The organism is Gemmata sp. SH-PL17 (assembly GCF_001610855.1).
GTDB classification, from domain to species: domain Bacteria; phylum Planctomycetota; class Planctomycetia; order Gemmatales; family Gemmataceae; genus Gemmata; species Gemmata massiliana.
Window position 1 is genome coordinate 5,560,063 of record NZ_CP011271.1, and the last position, 16,802, is coordinate 5,576,864.

Sequence of the window (16,802 nt, forward strand, 5' to 3'; positions counted from 1 at the left end):
TCCCCATCTCTAGCATCCCTATTCGATTCCGATCGTGCGTAGACGCACGAATCCCGCCACCGCACCTTATGAGCACCGGAAGCGAACTCCCGATCGCCCTGCGCGCCGCGTACCTGGCCCTCCACCGACAGTCGGAGGCGCAGTTCGCGGCCCACGGTGTCACCGCGGACCAGTTCGTCCTCCTCGCGACCCTCGCCCGGGGCGGGCACGCCCTGACCCAGCGCGAACTGGCCCGGCGCATGTCGTCCGACCCCAGTACCGTGCGCGCGATGCTCGCGCTACTGGAACCGCGCGGGTTCGTCGAACGAAGCACCCACCCGACCGACGCCCGCGCGCGGACGGTCGCGCTCACGGCGGCGGGGGAGCGAATGTTCCGGCAGCTCTGGACGGCGGGCGAACCGATCCGGGCACGGATGCTCGACGCGCTCGAACCCGGCGAGGCGGAAACGCTCGTCCGGCTCCTCGCGCGCGTCGCCGGGGCACTGAACCCGGAGTTGCCCCCCATCCACGAACCCAGTCCCTCTCACTCTCCGGAGGATGAAGCATGAGCGCGCGCGTGGTGGCCCTGGTCACGTGGGCCATGTTGGTGTGCCCGGCGGTAATGGTGCAGGCCCAACCGCCCGGCGCGGGGAAGGATGACAAGGCGGAAAAGTTCCCCGCGCCGCCGAACGAGTACGACAAGAAGCGGGACGGTATCGACCGGGGCAAGCTGGGAACGGTCGAGTACGACTCCGCGACGGTCGGGGGACGCGCAAGGCCCGGGTGTACACCCCGCCCGGCTACACCAAGGACCAGAAGTACCCGGTCCTGTACCTGCTCCACGGGATCGGGGGCGACGAGAACGAGTGGGCACGCGGGGGAACGCCCGACGTGATCCTCGACAACCTGTACGCCGACCAGAAGGCAGTGCCGATGGTCGTCGTTCTGCCCAACGGCCGGGCATCAAAAGACGTGACGGCGCGTGACCCGATCCCCAAACAGTCACCGGCGTTCGCCGCGTTCGAGAAGGATCTGCTCACCGACCTGATCCCGTTCATCGAGAAGACCTACTCGGTGAGGGCCGACCGCGAGTCGCGCGCGCTCGCCGGGCTGTCGATGGGCGGCGGGCAGTCGCTCAACTTCGGGCTGGGCAACCTGGACACGTTCGCCTGGGTCGGCGGGTTCTCCTCGGCCCCGAACACCAAGCGCCCGGACGACCTCATCAAGGACCACGCGGAGGCGGCCAAGGAGCTGCGGCTCCTGTACGTCGCGTGCGGGGACAAGGACGGGCTGTTCCGGATCAGCGAGGGCGTTCACAAGATGCTCGACGAGAAGAAGGTGCCGCACGTCTGGCGCGTGATCCCCGGCGGGGCGCACGACTTCAAGGTGTGGAAGAGCGACCTGTACCATTTCTCCCAGCTCATCTTCCGAGAAACCTCGAAGGACGAGCCGAAAGCCGAGAAGAAAGAGCCGACCGACGAGGGCAAGCCGTCAGCTACGAACCTGCCGAACGCCCAGTACCCGAAGGTCCACGCCGACGGGCGGGCGACGTTCCGGTTCAAGGCCCCGGACGCCAAGAAGGTGCAGGTGTTCACGAACTACGGGCTGGGGCCGCGCGGGCACTGGGACATGACCAAGGGAGCGGACGGGGGGTGGTCGCTCACCTCCCCGCCGATCCTGCCCGGGTTCCACTACTACGGCTTCCTCGTGGACGGGGTGTTCGTGAACGACCCCGGCACCGACACCTTTTTCGGCACCAGCAAGCCGACCAGCGGGATCGAAATCCCCGAGAAGGGGGTGGACTTCTACCACGCCAAGGACGTGCCGCACGGCGAGGTGCGGTCGCGGTGGTACACGTCGAAGGTGACCGGGCAGACCCGGCACATCCAGGTGTACACCCCGCCGGGTTACGACGACTCGAAGCAGAAGTACCCGGTGCTGTACCTGCAGCACGGCGGGGGCGAGGACGAGACCGGGTGGACCAAGCAGGGGCACATGAACTTCATCCTCGACAACCTGATCGCCGAGAAGAAGGCGGTCCCGATGATCGTCGTCATGGAGAAGGGGTACGCCGCGCGAGCGGGCGCCGCGGCCGAGCCCAAGGGGTTCAACTTCGGCGCCTTCGAGGACGTGGTGCTGAAGGATCTGGTTCCCCTGATCGACTCGACGTACCGCACCCGGGCCGATCGGGAGCACCGGGCCATCGTCGGGCTGTCGATGGGGGGCGCGCAGGCCATGCAGATCGGGCTGACTCACCTGGACACGTTCTCCACCGTCGGGGCGTTCAGCGGGGCCGGCAAGGTCGACCCGAAGACGGCCTACGGCGGGGTGTTCGCCGACCCCGCGGCGTTCGACAAGAAGGTGGACCTGCTCTACCTCCACTCGGGCACGGTCGGCCTCGACGCGGGGATCCACAAGGGGGCCAGCGACCTGCACGACTACTTGCAGAAGGGCGGGTCGAAGAACGTGGTGTTCCGCGACCTCAAGGGTCAGGGGCACGAGTGGCAGACGTGGCGGTACGCCCTGCACGACTTCGCCCCGCGGCTGTTTCAGCCGAAGAGGTGACCCGGCACTCGGACGCCCCGATTGTGCGACCACGGTAGTCCCGTCGGCCCGCGGACGAGACTACCATATTCTTAGACGCGGTGCCGGCCGAATGGGTTGGCACACATTGGGTTCACCACGAGCTCTTCAACTTCAGCACTCGCTCATTCTCCCTCGTGGCCGTTCTGCCCAGGAGCTACGCGCTAGTTGTCCGTCTGTGTGTGCTCTGCTCGCTGCGTCAAGTGTGAGCGAGCGGACCCACGAGGGGGCTCGCTCAGTCTTCTCCCGATCCCGGTTCCTGGGCCAACCGTTCGAGTTCCGCTGCGATCCGCGTGCGGGCCGCTCCCGATAATCGCCCTTCCGTAAGATCGGAATCAACTACGATCATCGCACACGCCGCGTGAACCTGAACCAGTTGCCGGCGGAACCGGCGACACGGCGAACAAAAGAGCGTGTGGACGTACAGTCCGGCGCGCGTGCTCACCGAGAGCGGTGCGTCCAGCGACCGGGAGATGGCTTCGACCGCCCGCCGGCAAATCATGACTCGCTCCCACTTTGCGGCTCCGTGCCGAACCAGTTCTTCGACAAGCACCACCACATGCGCAGCCGGGCGCGGTGCAGCATCACCCAGAAGTTCGCCGGGGTCAGCCCCAGTTCCCGGCACACGTCCTCGCTCGCGGCTTCGTCCAGGTACCGCAGCGCGAACACGTCGTGGAGCCGGACCGGGAGCTTCCCCAAACACCCGTTCAGAACGCCCCAAAACTCCTCCCGGTCGAGAACCTCGGCCGGGTGCCCGCGCGCCCAAAGGCCGGGCGGCGCTCTCCACTCCCCGCGCCGGGTGAACAGATCGTCCGTGAAACGGTCCGGTCCGGTTCCGGGGTCCGCGGCGAGGCGCTCGCGCACTTGCTTACGCAGCCAGTCGATCACCTTCCGCTTCAGGATCGCGGTGAGCCACGTGCGCTCGGACGCGGCCCCGTCGAACCGGTCCTGCGCTTTCCACGCCGCGAGCAGCGCGTCCTGAACGAGATCCTCGGCCGCGTCCGACCGGCGCACGTGGGCCACCGCGAACCGGTACAGGTAATCGCCGTGCCGCTCGACCCAGGTGTGCGGATCGAGGCGGGCGGCGCTCACTACCGGCGAATCAGCCTTCGACATCACCACCGTCCGTTTCGGGGAGTCGCGATCCGGGCATAGTCTCTGTCGCTCGGCGGCGCGAAACCTTGCGCGCAAAAATTCGAGCTTCTGGTGGGCCGGAATAACTTTTTCGGGCGGTGTAAGGACCGCTCCAGGTGTGCGACTGACTGCGGACGATCGCCCGCACCACTCCAGCAGGATTTCCCATGCTCCAATGGTTCCGCAACAGCCCGAAAACCGGTTCCGCCCCGCGCACGCGACTGAGCGCTGAACTGATGGAAGACCGCAGCGTGCCGAGCGCGAATTCGTTGTTCAACCCGGCCCCGCTCGGGGCGAGCACGTTCGTGTACGTCGAGAGCAACAACCCCGAACCGGGGCACAACGCGGTGCTGGCGTACAACCGCGCGGCCAACGGCGAGCTGCACCAGATCGGCACCTTCGCTACCGGCGGGACCGGGCAACTGAACGTCCCGAAGCTGGTCGGTCCCGACGACGGCGACCAACAGGTGCAAGCGACCCCGGACGGCAAATTTCTGTTCGCGGTGAACCAGGGGAGCGACACGATCACCGCGTTCCGCATCCGCACGGACGGGAGCCTGGATCGGGTCGGCGTCTTCGCAACCGGCGGGGACCAGCCGGACAGCATCGGGATTGCCGGGACGCACCTCTACGTGGCCAACCGCGGGAACGCCGCGGCCGGGGCACCGGGAACGACCGCGCCGAGCGTGACCGCGTTCAACATCAACCGGGACGGGACGCTCTCCGCGATCCCGCACTCGAAGGTCACGTTCCCGGTGGGCACGTTCGTCACGCAGACGCTCGTCTCGCGCGACAACCGGTTCCTGTTCGTGGAAGCCGCCACACTGGAGGGGACCGCGGGCGGGAACACCCTCACCCCGTTCCGCATCAACGCGGACGGTACCCTGACGGCCGCACCGGGCGGCGCGGCCGGGGCCGGCACGAACGCGCCGATCCTGCTCGGGTCGGCGGTCCACCCGTCGCTGAACATCATTTACACCGGGTTCACGTCGGCCGGCCAGATCGGGGTGTTCACCTACGACGAAACCGGGCGCACGAACTTCGTGGGCACGTCCGCGGACCAGGGGGCGGGTCCGTGCTGGTGCGCGGTGAGTGCGGACGGGCGGGCGCTGTACGTGGCGAACACGGGCACGGACTCGATCGGCGTGTTCTCGCTGGCCGATCCGCTCCACCCGGTGCAGATCGAAGAGGTGCAACTGGGCGGCCCGCGTGTGAAAAACGGGACGGCGAACAGCCCGCGCGCGAACGCATTCGAGATCGCACTCGATCCGACCGGGAAGTACCTGTTCGCGGTCACACAATCCACGGACCCGTCGTTCCCGCAGGGGAACCAGTTGCACACGCTGAAGATCGCCCGCGACGGCACACTGACGGAACCGAACGCCCCCGTCATCTTCTCGAAGCGTGACGTGCCCGCGAACGCGCACCCGCAGGGTGTCGAGGTCGTGCAACTCGGCGGGCACGGGCACCCGTTGTTCGGGTGGCTCGATTTCGGTATCGACCTCGAAGATCGTGCCCACCACCGGCGCCACTGGTAACAGGGAAGCAACCGTGCGCGGAGCACTTTTGATCCGCGCACGGTTCGAGGGAAGGTGTTACAAGACGTCCCAACACATGAGATCCAGGTCCACGACGTTGCGCGCACCGATTCCCTCATAAAAACGTCGCCCCAGAGCATTGTGCCGGTAGACGGTCCACACCATCTGTTTCGCACCACCGGTCCGCGCGACCTCGCGAGCCTCCTCCATTAAAGCGGCCCCGATTCCTCTTCCTCGTTCGGCTGCTGTCACATACAGGTCGACCACGAACAGCAACCGGCACGCCTGGTCCGTATCGTAGCCGGGGTGGTGGAGCAGGAACCCGACCACTTCGCCCGAACGCTCGGCCACGAGCCCTCGAAATGCCGGGTCGGGACCGAACCCGTCACGCGCGAGCGCTTCGGCGTCGAGCCGGAATTCGGATGTGTCGCCGAGTTCGCTCAGGTACGCCGAGAACTCTTCGGTGAGCGCGGCTATCGCGGGCACATCCTCGCGCCGGGCTTCTCGGATGCGCCACTCCGGAAACGACGACATTTCGATCCCTTCAAAGCACGAAACCACCGAACGGAAAGGCAACTGGTCCAACGGTGAAGCCCGGGTTGGCCCGCTACGTGATTTCATCGACCGTATCAACTTGCTCAGGTCGCGTGCACCGGCGCTGCGAGAACCTGTGTCAGGAAGGTGCGCCCGCTCTCGGTGTAGCCCGCGCGGGCATACAGTGGCCGCGCGGGGTGATCTGCCCCACCCGTCTCCACGCACAGCGCGCGGACGCCCCGCGCAATCGCCTCGGCCCGTGCGACTGCGAGCAGCGCGGTTCCCGCGCCCTGCCTGCGCGCGGCCGGGCAGACGAACAGATCGTCGATAAACCCTCTTGGCCCACCGTACTCCATACTAAAGGCCAGAGTGAGGACGACGTGACCGATCAGCCTGCCGCTCACTTCGGCCACCCAAACGGCTCCGAATTCTGGCGTGCCGAGTAACGTCGTGAACGTTCGCGCGGCGGCAACCGGCGGTAGCACGAAGCCCGACTCCGCATAGAAGTCTGTCATGAGCGCAACGAGGGCCGACACATCTGCCGTGGTTGCGGGCCGTATCACAAAGTTTTTTGTCATGCCAAGAAAGTGCCCTGGTCAGCTAACGTTGGAATTCGCCCACGGCTCTCACCGGGGGCAAGGCGGGATTTCATCTGATCAGTTCGGACGCCTACCAAGTACGTGCAGGAAATCAATTTTCGGAAGTAACGCGAAGAACTCGGACGTCGTCCCACATTTCGACCACGCCTGAGAGCAAAATGTCCTCGGCCGCGCGTTCACAGAAAACGGGATCGAGTGGCCCCCCGCCCGCGCTCGTGAGCAAATAGAGGGTGCCGTCGCGCGCGGCCAGTAGCGGTGGTATCCCTCCCTTGAGACACAATACCGCGCACCCCTTATGGGTCCGCCCGCCACCCGGTTTCATTGCTCCGAGGTAGCACTTGGAATCCACGATCTCGCCGCGCGTCGTTGCCGCGCCTAGGGACATCGCGGGCCTTCGCCGGAGGCTCGCTTGCTCCGCTTCGGGCAATTCCACGGGGCACAAGCCGTCGGTACCGTCGGCGAGTTCGAGCATGAGCACCCCCTCGCGCGAGAGGAGCGTGCCGGCCACTCGCACCGGGCGCCCGTCGTGCGGCCCGACGCGATCTTTAGCCCCGAGCTTACCTTCACTTACGAGCAGGACCGTTCGGGGCGCGCCGCCCGCCGCATCGGGCACGCGGATCATCGCGTATGGTTCGGCGTACACGACGCCAGTGAAGACCACTGGTCCGTCGGCCCACACACCGGAACCGGGTGCGCGCTGTCCCCACGCGAGTACCGCCCCGCCGATGGCTGACGCGATAACGACCGCACATGCGATCGGGAAGAGGAAGCGAGCGTAACGGCGCGGCATCGGGAACCACCCGATGAAGAACGGGTCGCGTTCGGGTTCAGTTCGTGACACGGTACTCCTCCTCGACCCTTGCGGGTTCGACGTGCGTTCCGGGCGGGAGCGGGTCCGGGTCGATCAGCACGCGCCTATCGCGCACCGCTACGCGATAAGTTGCGATCTTCTCCTGGAACGGTGGGGGCGAGCACCCGTCCTCGGGGCGGTACTCCCACCCGTGCCAGGGGCACGTGATGCACCCGTCGACGACCTTCCCTTCGCCGAGTGGCCCGCGCTGGTGGGCGCACACGTTCGTCACCGCCGAGATCCCGCCCGCGTGCCGAAACACGGCCACGCGCTCGTGACCGGGGAGGCAAACCACCTTGGCCCGGTCTTGGGGGATCTCGTCGACCGAGCCGGCGTCGACCCATCCGATCGGGAGCGGGACGCGATCCGTCTTCGGAAAGGGCCGCTCGTCGCGCCGGCGCTCGTGCAGCCCGGTCGCGAGGTGCAAGCCGGCGAGCGCGACGAACCCGACGCCCACAACGATCGGGTACAACAGATTGGTTTCGCTCCGCAGCGCCCCGAAAAGCACGTGGGCGACGAGCAGCGCGTAGGCGAGGTACACGGACAGGTGCAACCACTTCCACGCACTTCCGCCGAGGGCCTTCTGCCAGAAGTCGTGACTCGTCGCCGCCATGACGAACAGGATCGCGAGCGCCACGGCCCCGAGCCACTCAAAAGGGATCGGCCCCGGCACGGAGAAGAGGGACACGAGCGGGCCGAGCGCGCCGAACCCGTGGTAGTAGCCGGTGGTGACGATCGCGTGCGCCAGCCCGACGAGGAACGTCGCGACACCGAGGTGCCGGCGGTTGTACACGAGCGGCAGGAACCGTTCGTCGAGCCGGGCGAGCGGGCCGAGTGCGAGCGCCACGTGCAGCATGACGAGCGCGCACGTCCCGAGCGCGCGAGCGAGGAGCACCGGGAAGCTGATCGCGTTCTCGCCGGTCCAGGCCGCGCGGCCCACTGTCACGAAGGCGGCCAGGTACGAGGTGATCCCAACTACTACGAACGCATCGTAGACCTTCTTGTTCCGGTTCCACTTCACCGGCACGTATTTCGTACTCACGGCTCACCTCGCACCTGAAGCATGAACCAGATGGCAAACGCGGAGCCGACGGACGCCGTCACCGCGACCCAGGCCCACACGTGCGCCCGCCGATGGAACCGGGTCATGACGCTCCTCCATTCGCCCGCGCCCACTTCACCGCGAGTACGGGCCACAGTGCCGCGCTGCCCGGGAAAATGAGCGCGCGAAACCTCCAGGACGTTCCCCGCGCCGCGGGGTCGAGCCGCCCCACCCCGACCGTTATGAAGGCGACCGCGAAGGCCGAGCCTGCGAGCGCGTATGCCGCGATCACAGAGAGAAAGAGTTCCGGACCACTCACGAGATTTACTCCGGTGCGTACACGGTTCGGCCGCCGTCCACCGGCAGGCACGCGCCCGTCACGAAGTCGTTGTCCAGGAACGACAGTACGGCCTGGGCAATGTTGTTCGGACTGCCCTCGCGCTTCACGAGCGTCGCGTTGATCGCTTGTTGCTTCTCCGCTTCGGGCAGGTCGGGCGGCAGCATCACCGGACCGGGCAGGATCGCGTTCACGCGCACGCGCGGGTTGCGCAGGGCCAGTTCCACCGCGAGGCAGCGCGTCGTTGCGGTGACCGCGCCCTTACTCGGGAAGTACGCGGCGTACCCCGGGTACGGCCGTACCTCGGCCCAGTCGCCGATGTTCACGATCGCGCCCCCTTCGGGCTGCTGAACCATTGCCAGCCCGACCTGTTGGCACGTCAGGAACGTGCCGAGGGCGTTCGTATCGAAGTGGAACCGCACGTCCGCGGCGGTCACCTCTTCGAGCGGCTTCGGCTTCCACACCGCGGCGCAGTTCACCAGTACATCGATGCGCCCGAAGTGCCCGAGAACGTCACGAACCATCGCTCGAACGGCCCTTTCGTCGGTGAGGTCCGCGGGGAACGCCGCGGCCTCGCCCCCCGCGCTCCGGAGCGCGGCCACCGTGTCGTCCGCTTCGGCCGCGGAGGTCCGGTAGTGAACGGCAATCGCGTATTCTCGGCGCGCGAGCGCGCCCGCGACGACCGATCCGACCCGCTTCGCGCCACTTCCCGTGACCAGAGCCACCCGTTTCGGTTGCATCGAGGTAATCCGTGAGTGCAGTTATGTGCGTTCGATACCCGCGCGGGTACGGGGTTACACCGCGTTCGAGAATTGTGGTTCGAGGATCGCGCGGAGCGCTTGCCGCGCGCGGTGCAGGCGCGTCTTCACGGCCCCGCAGTTCGTGCCCAGGCGCGCCGCGGTCTCCTCGGTGCTCAGCCCCTCCAGGTCGCGGAGCCGGATCACGGTGCGGTACGATTCCGGTAACTGTCCCACGCCCTCGCGCACGCGGGCGCACGTTTCACCGCGCGACAATTCGGCGCCGTCCTCGCTCGCGTTCGTGGGCAGATCGTTTTCGAGTGACACGAGCCGCGAGCGCTTGCGCGCCCGGAGCCGCAACAGACAGGCGTTCACGGTAATGCGGTGCAGCCACGTGCCGAGCCGGGCCGTTCCCTCGAACGCGGCCATCGCCCCGAACGCGGACACGAGTGCGTCCTGTACGGCCTCGTTCGCGTCCGGAGTGTCGCCGAAAAATCGGCGCGCGACCGCGGTCATCGTGCCCACGTTCTCGCGGACCAGAAGTGCGTATGCGGCGCCGTCGCCCGCGCGCAATCGTGAAACCAAATCCGTTTCATCAGAAACAGGCATCGCAAGCTCCCGTGGGGTGTACGAGAGCCCAAAGCGAGAGCCGTGCCGTAAAGAACCGGGAGCGGAAGAAACAACTGAAGAGCTGCAATTTCAATGATTCAGCGGGTCAAAATTCTGTGCGGGACTTTGCGACCCCGGCACAGACCGGGTTCCACCCACGAAATATCGTGGGCGGCCACGAGGGAGCGTGGGGGCATCAAGTCGGGCGCGTGATCCCGAGTTTCTTCATCCGACTGCGGAGCGTGTTCGGGTGAAGCCCCAGCACCTTCGCGGCCCCACTCGCGCCCTCGATCACCCAGCCGGTCCGGGCCAGCACTTCGAGGACGTGGGCGCGCTCGACCGCGACCAGGCTGTTCTCACTCGGGACTATTGGTACGGCGCCGTCCGGTGTGGTCGGGAGCACCTCCGGGTCGATCTCGAGTTCCGGGCCGTCGGACAGGATCACCGCACGCTCGATGACGTTCTCCAGCTCGCGGATGTTGCCCGGCCAGTGGTACGCCGTCAGCGCGTCCAGCGTGCCCGCGCCGACACCCTCGAACCGCTTGCCGAGACGCGCCGCGAACTTCGCGACGAAAAATCGCACGAGGAGCGGAACGTCGCTCCCGCGCTCGCGCAGCGCGGGGAGGCGCACCGGGAACACGTTGAGCCGGTAAAAGAGATCCTCGCGGAACTGCCCGTCCCGCACCCGTTTCGCGAGGTCGCGATTGGTCGCGGCGATCACCCGCACGTCGACCCGGACCGGGGCCGTCCCCCCGACGCGCTCGAACTCGCGCTCCTGGAGCACGCGGAGCAGTTTGGCCTGCGTCTCGAGCGACAGTTCGCCGACCTCGTCGAGGAACAGTGTGCCCCCGTCGGCGAGCTCGAAGCGCCCCGGTTTGCGGGCCGTCGCCCCCGTGAACGCACCTTTTTCGTGCCCGAACAGCTCGCTCTCCACCAGGGCCGTCGGGAGGGCCGCACAGTTCAACTTGATGAGCGGCTTGCCGCGTCGCGGGCTCGCGGAGTGGACCGCCCGCGCGACCAGCTCTTTGCCGGTGCCCGTTTCGCCCGTTACGAGCACGGTCGAATCGGTACCGGCGACTTTCGACACGCGCTGGAGGACCGACACGAGGGCCGGGCTGCTGCCGACGATCTCGTCGAAATTGTGGGCCGACTTGATCTCGTCCTGCAGGTACGCATTCTGGTGCTGGAGCCGCGCCCGCTCGCGCTCGGCCAGTACCTGTTCGGTGATGTCCATCATCACCGTCCGCGTGAACTGCCCGCCCGGGTCCGGCTTCGACCACCACCGCACCCACACCGGGTGCCCGTCGCTCCTGCGGCGCAGTTCGATCACCACGGCGCCCGGTTCGGTCCCGCGCTCCAGTTCGCCGAACGCAGCATTTACCTTGGTCCGCATGTCGACGGTATCGGCGACCAGTGACCGGCCGAGCGTGCCGACCGCCTCTTCCGGCTTCAGTCCCAGCATGCGGAGCGCGGCGCGGTTGGCGCGGAGGAACCGCGAGTCGAGGTCCTCGTGAACGTATGCGATCGGCGCCTCGTCGAAGAGGTCCCGGAACCGGGCCTCGCTGTCCCGCAGCATCCGGTCCATTCGGAGGCGCTCGAGTTCCGCCGCGGCGCGGGCGGCAAAGATCTGGAACGTGTAGAGCAACCGCGGTTCCGCGGGCATCGGCCGCGCGTCGTACACACAGAGGTGCCCGAGCACCTGCCCGGCCGCGTCCCGGAGCGGCACGCCGAGGTAGCTCTCCGTGTCAGCGGCCCCGGCGTCACCGGGGAACTTCGCACTCACACCGGTCGGGTGGTGACAGAAGTTCCCCTTGAGCACGTCCTCGCACGGGGTTCCGGCGAGCTCCCACTCCGTGTTCGCGAGGAACGCGCCGTCCGACCAGTACGCCAAAGTGCGCACGCGCGTGTTCGACCCGGCGAACTCGGCAACGAACGCGCTCGGGACGGCGGTGGCGGCGCTCAGGTTCCGCACGAGCGCGCGAAAGAACTCCTCGCCGGTGTGCCGAACGGTCCCCTCGACGATCGCGCGCAGCGCGGCGACCTCTTCGCGGTCCGCGGGCGGTACGGGGTCGGGCATTGGTACCTTCGTGTAACTGAGCGCGGTGTTCCGGCATCGTATCAATCGTGTGGCCCCGCCGCGAGCCCCGCGACCTAAAGAGCAGCCATGACGCCCGAACCCGTATCCCCGCACCTCTGTACCGGTGATCCCGCTCTCGGTTCGTCGGGGGCGCGTCGAGCGCTCGCCGGGCTGTTGCGCCAACTGTTCGAGCTGATCGAGTCCCTCTCCGATGAGGAGTACGCGCGCAAACCCGTCGGGGTGGTGGAGAGCTCCGTGGGTGGGCACGTCCGGCACAACCTCGACCACGTCGCGGCGCTGCTGCACGGGTTACCGACCGGGCACGTCTGCTACGACCACCGGGGCCGGGGCACGGACGTCGAGCGCGACCGCCGCACGGCCCTGGACACCATCCTCCGGCTCGAGGGTGCGCTGTTCGCGTTCGCGTGGGGCGAGATCCCGCAACTCATTACCCTCTCGGCGCTCGTCGCGCCGGACCTCCCGCCGGTACTCGCCCAGACCAGCCCGGCGCGCGAGCTGGCGTTCGTCGTTAGCCACACGATCCACCACAACGCGCTCGTCCGGGTTATGGTGAAGGCACTCGGGGCCGACGTCCCCGCGGATTTCGGTTACGCCCCGTCCACCATTGCCTACAAGGGCTCCCGTCTGTGTGCACACTGACCATTGTCCCGCGCGCCCCCGGCACGGTGCGAATCGCGTTCAACCGCGACGAATCGCGGGTGCGCGGGGCGGGGCTCCCGCCGCGGGTCGAGCGATTCGGGGCGCGGGCCGCGGTATTGCCGATCGATCCCGTCTCCGGCGGAACGTGGCTCGCCGCGAACGATGCCGGTTTGATTCTCGCGGTGCTGAACGTGACGCCTCCGGACCGAACCCCGTTCCAAACTAAGCCCGTGCGGTCGCGCGGTGGCATCATTCCCGCGCTGCTCGCGTGTGATTCGGTGTCCGCGGCGCTGCTCGCCTGCGAGCAGTTCGAGTACCGCGATTTCGCGCCGTTCCGATTGGTTCTGGTGGGGCACGGGCTCGTCGCCGACGTGCGGTGGGACGGCCGCGAGTCGATGGTAATGTCGCGGCTCGCCGGGCGCGCGCCGCAGATGTTCACCTCGTCCGGCCTCGGCGACCACCTCGTGGAAGGCGCGCGGCGCGAACTGTTCGACGAATTATTTGCGGGCAGCCCGGAATCGTGGGACTCGGCCCAGTGCGCGTTTCACCGGCACCGGTGGCCGGGGCGCGAGCACCTGAGCGTCAACATGAGCCGCGAGACGGCGCGCACCGTCAGTTACACGGCCATCGATTGCGGCGCGACCGAGGCCGTTATTGCGTACCACGCCGGGGCCCCCGACCAACCGGCCGAGGACACGACCGTCTCACTCCCACTCACACCCGGTGCCACGTGACCCCGTTCCCGATCCCGGACTCCGCGACGGGTCCACTCCTCTGTGTGCTGTTGGTCGCCGCGACTCTCGTTTCGGAAGACCTCACGTGTTTGGCCGCGGGCCTGTTCGTGGCCGCCGGGCGCTTGGATTGGGCGCCCGCGGTCGCGGCGTGCTTCATCGGTATCGCGCTCGGGGACGCGGGCGTGTGGCTCATCGGGCGAGTGGCCGGGCACCAACTTTGGGCACGGCGACGGCTCGAAAAGTTGCACATCAACGGGCCGTCGAATTGGTTCGCGCGGCACGGTGGGAAGGCCGCGTTTGTGTCACGGTTCCTGCCGGGCACCCGTGTCCCAATACTTCTCGCGGGTGGGGCGGTAGGGGCCGGCGGCACGCGGGTGTTACTCGGGGCCGTGACCGCCGCGCTCGTGTGGGTACCACTGGTGGTGCTGTCCGTTGCATTCTTCGGAACCGCAGTATCGGGCTGGGCAGCGCCCGTTGTTGCGGGTGCTGCGCTAGCGGCCCTCTATCTCGTGCCGGGACTGTTAACGAGCACCGGGCGAGCCCGATTTCAGGCGCGCGTATCGCGACTCTGGCGGTGGGAATTTTGGCCCGCGTGGGTGTTCTACCTCCCACTCGTGCCGTGGTACCTGGTGCTCGGTCTGCGGTACCGCGGGTTTACTGTTTGGACCGCTGCCAATCCCGGCATTCCCGCGGGAGGCGTTGTCGGAGAGTCGAAAGCGGAGATCCTCACGAAATTACCCGCCGAGTGGGTCGTCCCTACGCTCCTCGTGCCCCCGGGAGAACACACAGATCGCCTGCACCTCGTGCGCGAGACGCTGCGTGCTCGCGGTTGGGACTTCCCGCTCGTACTGAAACCGGACGCGGGCCAGCGCGGGGCGGGAGTAAAAAAGCTCCACGACACGACCGACGTCGAAAAATATCTCCGGTCGAACCCGGCTGCGGTGCTCGCGCAGCCCTTTCATGCGGGCCCCTTCGAGGCAGGCGTCTTCTACTACCGGTTACCGGGCGAAGCGCGCGGGACAATTTTTTCGGTGACGGACAAGGTGTTTCCCGTCGTCACCGGTAACGGCCACTCGACGCTCGAACAACTCGTCTGGGCGCACCCGCGGTACCGTATGCAGGCCGCGACGTTTCTGACGCGGCACGACGGGGACAAGGACCGTGTTCTCGGTTCGGGAGAAGAGTTCCCCCTGGCGCTCGCTGGGAATCATTGCCAGGGAACGCTGTTCCGTGACGGGGCACACCTTGCGACATCGGGGCTGGTGGCCGTGTTCGACAAGATCGCGAAATCCTTTGACGGTTTCTTCATCGGCCGGTTCGACGTGCGCTATTCCGATCCGACCGAGTTCCGATCCGGGCGCGGGTTCGCGGTAGTCGAGTTGAACGGTGCTACGTCGGAATCAACCAACCTGTATGACCCGTCATGGGCCTTGTGGCGGGCGTACCGTGTACTCTTCCGCCAATGGGAACTGCTCTTCCGGATCGGTGCTGTAAATCGTTCACGCGGCCACCAACCGGTCGGCCCACGTGAACTGCTGAACCTGTTGCGAACCCATTACCGCGAGCGCCGAATTAGCTCGCTGGCCGACTGACCCGTGGAGTCACAATGAACATCCTCGTTACGGCCGGGAACACGCAGACGCCGGTGGACCGCGTGCGGTGCATCACGAACATCTTCTCCGGGCGCACGGGTGCCCAGGTCGCATCGAGGGCGTTCGAGCGCGGGCACACCGTTACCCTGCTCACGTCGCACCCCGAGGTTCTCGACGCGATCGCGACCACCCGAGAGCGCGGGGCACCGTACTGGCGCGTGCGCGCGTACCGCACGTTCGACGATCTCGACGCACTGATGCGCGCCGAGATCACGACCGGCGGGTACGACGCGGTCATCCACGCGGCCGCAGTGAGCGACTACCACGTCGCGGGGGTGTTCACGCACCGGGACGGGCAGTTCGAGGACGCGACCGCCGGGAAGGTGAAGAGCTCGCACCCCGAACTGTGGCTAAAGCTCACCCCGGCACCGAAGTTGATCGACAAGGTACGCGCGGACTGGGGCTTCGCCGGGAAGCTGGTGAAGTTCAAACTCGAGGTCGGCGTTTCGCCCGCGGAACTGGAAGTGATCGCGGAGCGCTCGCGGGTACATTCACGCGCCGACCTGATGGTCGCGAACACCCTGGAGGGCATGTACGACTGGGCGCTCATTGGCGCCGCACCGGGCGGGTACCAGCACGTCGCGCGGGCGGAACTCGCTGTGCGTCTGCTCACCGCGCTGGAAGTGATTTCACCTTCGACGAACCGGGTGTAACCATTGACACCAAACCGGCATCGAACCCCCGACCGGGGCACAGCCGTGTTCCGGCCCAGGAGAGCCTGTTATGACGAAACGATTCTGGTTTTCTCGGCTCGGTGTGGTCGTTACGCTTCTGGCGGTTCTGACCAGTGGAGCGACGGCGGCCGATACCCCAAAGGTGGCGGACGAAGCCAAAGATTTTGAACTGTCCGCACTCGGTGGAGAAAAGGTCAAGCTGTCGAAGCTAACCGGGGCCGGCCCCGTCGTCTTGGTCGTGCTCCGCGGGTACCCCGGTTACCAGTGCCCGCTTTGCACGAAGCAGGTTGCCGAGTTGGTGGGCAGGGCCGACGATTTCAAGAAAGCCGGGGCGCAGGTGGTGCTCGTTTACCCCGGTCCAGCGGAGAAGTTGAAGGAGCACGCGGACGAGTTCGTGAAGGGAAAGAACGTTCCGGCGAACTTCACCTTCCTCCTCGACCCGGATTACGCCTTCACCAACGCATACAACTTGCGCTGGGACGCGAAGAACGAAACGGCGTACCCATCTACCTTCGTCATCGACGGCAAGCGGAAGATCGTTTTCGCGACCGTGAGCAAGACGCACGGTGGGCGCGCAAAAGTGGAAGACGTGCTGAAGGCGATCCCGATGAAGTAACTTCGCCCGGCACGGATCGCACTGACGCGATCCGTGCCCGTATCTTGGATCTTCCGAAGAGGAATGCAGAGCAGCGGCGTTTGGAGACTCATCAACGTTCCCGTGGGCTTACCGGTCTTCGGGTCTTTCACGGCGACTTCGATCGACAACTGATCGGGCGCTTCGATCACGTAAGGCGGGAGCGCGATCTTCTGAAGTTCCCGGGGCAGTGCCGCGGGCGCAACCGGCGTGGGAACGGGAGTCGGGGCCGGCGCTGCTGCAACCGCGACCGGGCGCTCCGCACCGAGCGCGGCCAGCGCGTCGAGCTTCTGTTGGGTCTGCACCTGGGTGCGCCAGCTCAGCGCCAGCAGGCCGATGATTGCAACCGCCGTTACGAACGTGAACGTGCCACGGATCCCGCGCACGTCGGACCTCCTCCGGTTGGTCCGAGGCGATACACCAACACCT

The 16,802-nt window shown here is 66.9% G+C and carries 18 protein-coding genes; 8 read left to right on the top strand and 10 right to left on the bottom strand.

The genetic code is table 11. The features are described from left to right. The first annotated feature begins 68 nt into the window (after window positions 1–68). Window positions 69–548, top strand: a complete 480-nt coding sequence (locus VT84_RS22860; protein WP_082841118.1) for a MarR family winged helix-turn-helix transcriptional regulator — start codon at window positions 69–71, stop codon at window positions 546–548. A gap of 214 nt (window positions 549–762) precedes the next feature. Beyond that, the gene (locus tag VT84_RS40235) at window positions 763–2,544 is read left to right on the top strand and encodes an alpha/beta hydrolase-fold protein (protein ID WP_204249628.1); all 1,782 of its coding nucleotides are present in this window, start codon (window positions 763–765) and stop codon (window positions 2,542–2,544) included. Between the two features lie 253 nt (window positions 2,545–2,797). Here VT84_RS40235 and VT84_RS22870 read toward each other — a convergent pair whose 3' ends face one another. Both VT84_RS22870 and VT84_RS22875 read right to left on the bottom strand, forming a co-directional pair. Beyond that, window positions 2,798–3,064, bottom strand: coding sequence for a hypothetical protein (locus tag VT84_RS22870; protein WP_052552437.1), 267 nt, complete (start codon window positions 3,062–3,064; stop codon window positions 2,798–2,800). Further along, window positions 3,061–3,678, bottom strand: a complete 618-nt coding sequence (locus tag VT84_RS22875; protein ID WP_082843378.1) for a sigma-70 family RNA polymerase sigma factor — start codon at window positions 3,676–3,678, stop codon at window positions 3,061–3,063. The genes VT84_RS22870 and VT84_RS22875 overlap by 4 nt, the downstream gene beginning before the upstream one ends. A gap of 185 nt (window positions 3,679–3,863) precedes the next feature. Here VT84_RS22875 and VT84_RS22880 point away from each other — a divergent pair, with 185 nt between their 5' ends. After that, window positions 3,864–5,234: a lactonase family protein gene (locus VT84_RS22880; RefSeq protein WP_082841119.1), complete on the top strand. Its 1,371-nt coding sequence runs from the start codon at window positions 3,864–3,866 to the stop codon at window positions 5,232–5,234. 57 nt (window positions 5,235–5,291) lie between these two features. On the opposite strand, the gene VT84_RS22885 is transcribed toward VT84_RS22880, so the two are convergent. The 8 genes from VT84_RS22885 to VT84_RS42010 form a co-directional block, all read right to left on the bottom strand. Continuing rightward, a complete protein-coding gene (locus tag VT84_RS22885; RefSeq protein ID WP_052552444.1) occupies window positions 5,292–5,768 on the bottom strand; it encodes a GNAT family N-acetyltransferase in 477 nt (158 codons plus the stop codon). Between the two features lie 104 nt (window positions 5,769–5,872). Further along, window positions 5,873–6,283 carry a GNAT family N-acetyltransferase gene (locus VT84_RS22890; protein WP_204249629.1) on the bottom strand — a complete coding sequence of 137 codons (411 nt, stop codon included), beginning with the start codon at window positions 6,281–6,283 and terminating at the stop codon, window positions 5,873–5,875. A 175-nt stretch (window positions 6,284–6,458) separates the two neighbouring features. Then, a complete protein-coding gene (locus VT84_RS22895) occupies window positions 6,459–7,208 on the bottom strand; it encodes a hypothetical protein (RefSeq protein ID WP_082841122.1) in 750 nt (249 codons plus the stop codon). After that, on the bottom strand, window positions 7,195–8,259 hold the full coding sequence (locus VT84_RS22900; RefSeq protein WP_082841123.1) for a Rieske 2Fe-2S domain-containing protein: 1,065 nt from the start codon (window positions 8,257–8,259) through the stop codon (window positions 7,195–7,197). Before VT84_RS22900 ends, VT84_RS22895 begins: the two co-directional genes overlap by 14 nt. A 103-nt stretch (window positions 8,260–8,362) precedes the next feature. Further along, window positions 8,363–8,578 (bottom strand): hypothetical protein, encoded by a 216-nt coding sequence (locus VT84_RS22905; protein WP_082841124.1) that lies wholly within the window; start codon window positions 8,576–8,578, stop codon window positions 8,363–8,365. 5 nt (window positions 8,579–8,583) lie between these two features. Then, window positions 8,584–9,336, bottom strand: coding sequence for an SDR family NAD(P)-dependent oxidoreductase (locus VT84_RS22910; protein ID WP_052552455.1), 753 nt, complete (start codon window positions 9,334–9,336; stop codon window positions 8,584–8,586). A 54-nt stretch (window positions 9,337–9,390) separates the two neighbouring features. Then, window positions 9,391–9,942, bottom strand: coding sequence for an RNA polymerase sigma factor (locus VT84_RS22915; RefSeq protein ID WP_082841125.1), 552 nt, complete (start codon window positions 9,940–9,942; stop codon window positions 9,391–9,393). A gap of 196 nt (window positions 9,943–10,138) precedes the next feature. Continuing rightward, a complete protein-coding gene (locus tag VT84_RS42010; RefSeq protein ID WP_082841126.1) occupies window positions 10,139–12,019 on the bottom strand; it encodes a sigma-54 interaction domain-containing protein in 1,881 nt (626 codons plus the stop codon). An 87-nt stretch (window positions 12,020–12,106) separates the two neighbouring features. On the opposite strand from VT84_RS42010, the gene VT84_RS22925 reads away from it, so the two are divergent. The 5 genes from VT84_RS22925 to VT84_RS22945 all read left to right on the top strand — a co-directional run bounded on the left by VT84_RS22925 (window position 12,107) and on the right by VT84_RS22945 (window position 16,355). Further along, entirely contained in the window at window positions 12,107–12,679 is a 573-nt protein-coding gene (locus tag VT84_RS22925) for a DinB family protein (protein WP_082841127.1), read from the top strand. Beyond that, a complete protein-coding gene (locus VT84_RS22930; RefSeq protein WP_082841128.1) occupies window positions 12,667–13,413 on the top strand; it encodes an NRDE family protein in 747 nt (248 codons plus the stop codon). Before VT84_RS22925 ends, VT84_RS22930 begins: the two co-directional genes overlap by 13 nt. Then, complete coding sequence (locus VT84_RS22935; RefSeq protein ID WP_082841129.1) at window positions 13,410–15,005, top strand: VTT domain-containing protein; 1,596 nt, start codon at window positions 13,410–13,412, stop codon at window positions 15,003–15,005. The genes VT84_RS22930 and VT84_RS22935 overlap by 4 nt, the downstream gene beginning before the upstream one ends. A 14-nt stretch (window positions 15,006–15,019) precedes the next feature. Further along, window positions 15,020–15,718, top strand: a complete 699-nt coding sequence (locus tag VT84_RS22940; RefSeq protein ID WP_052552462.1) for a phosphopantothenoylcysteine decarboxylase — start codon at window positions 15,020–15,022, stop codon at window positions 15,716–15,718. 70 nt (window positions 15,719–15,788) lie between these two features. Further along, the gene (locus tag VT84_RS22945; protein ID WP_052552464.1) at window positions 15,789–16,355 is read left to right on the top strand and encodes a peroxiredoxin family protein; all 567 of its coding nucleotides are present in this window, start codon (window positions 15,789–15,791) and stop codon (window positions 16,353–16,355) included. Window positions 16,356–16,802 lie beyond the last annotated feature (447 nt).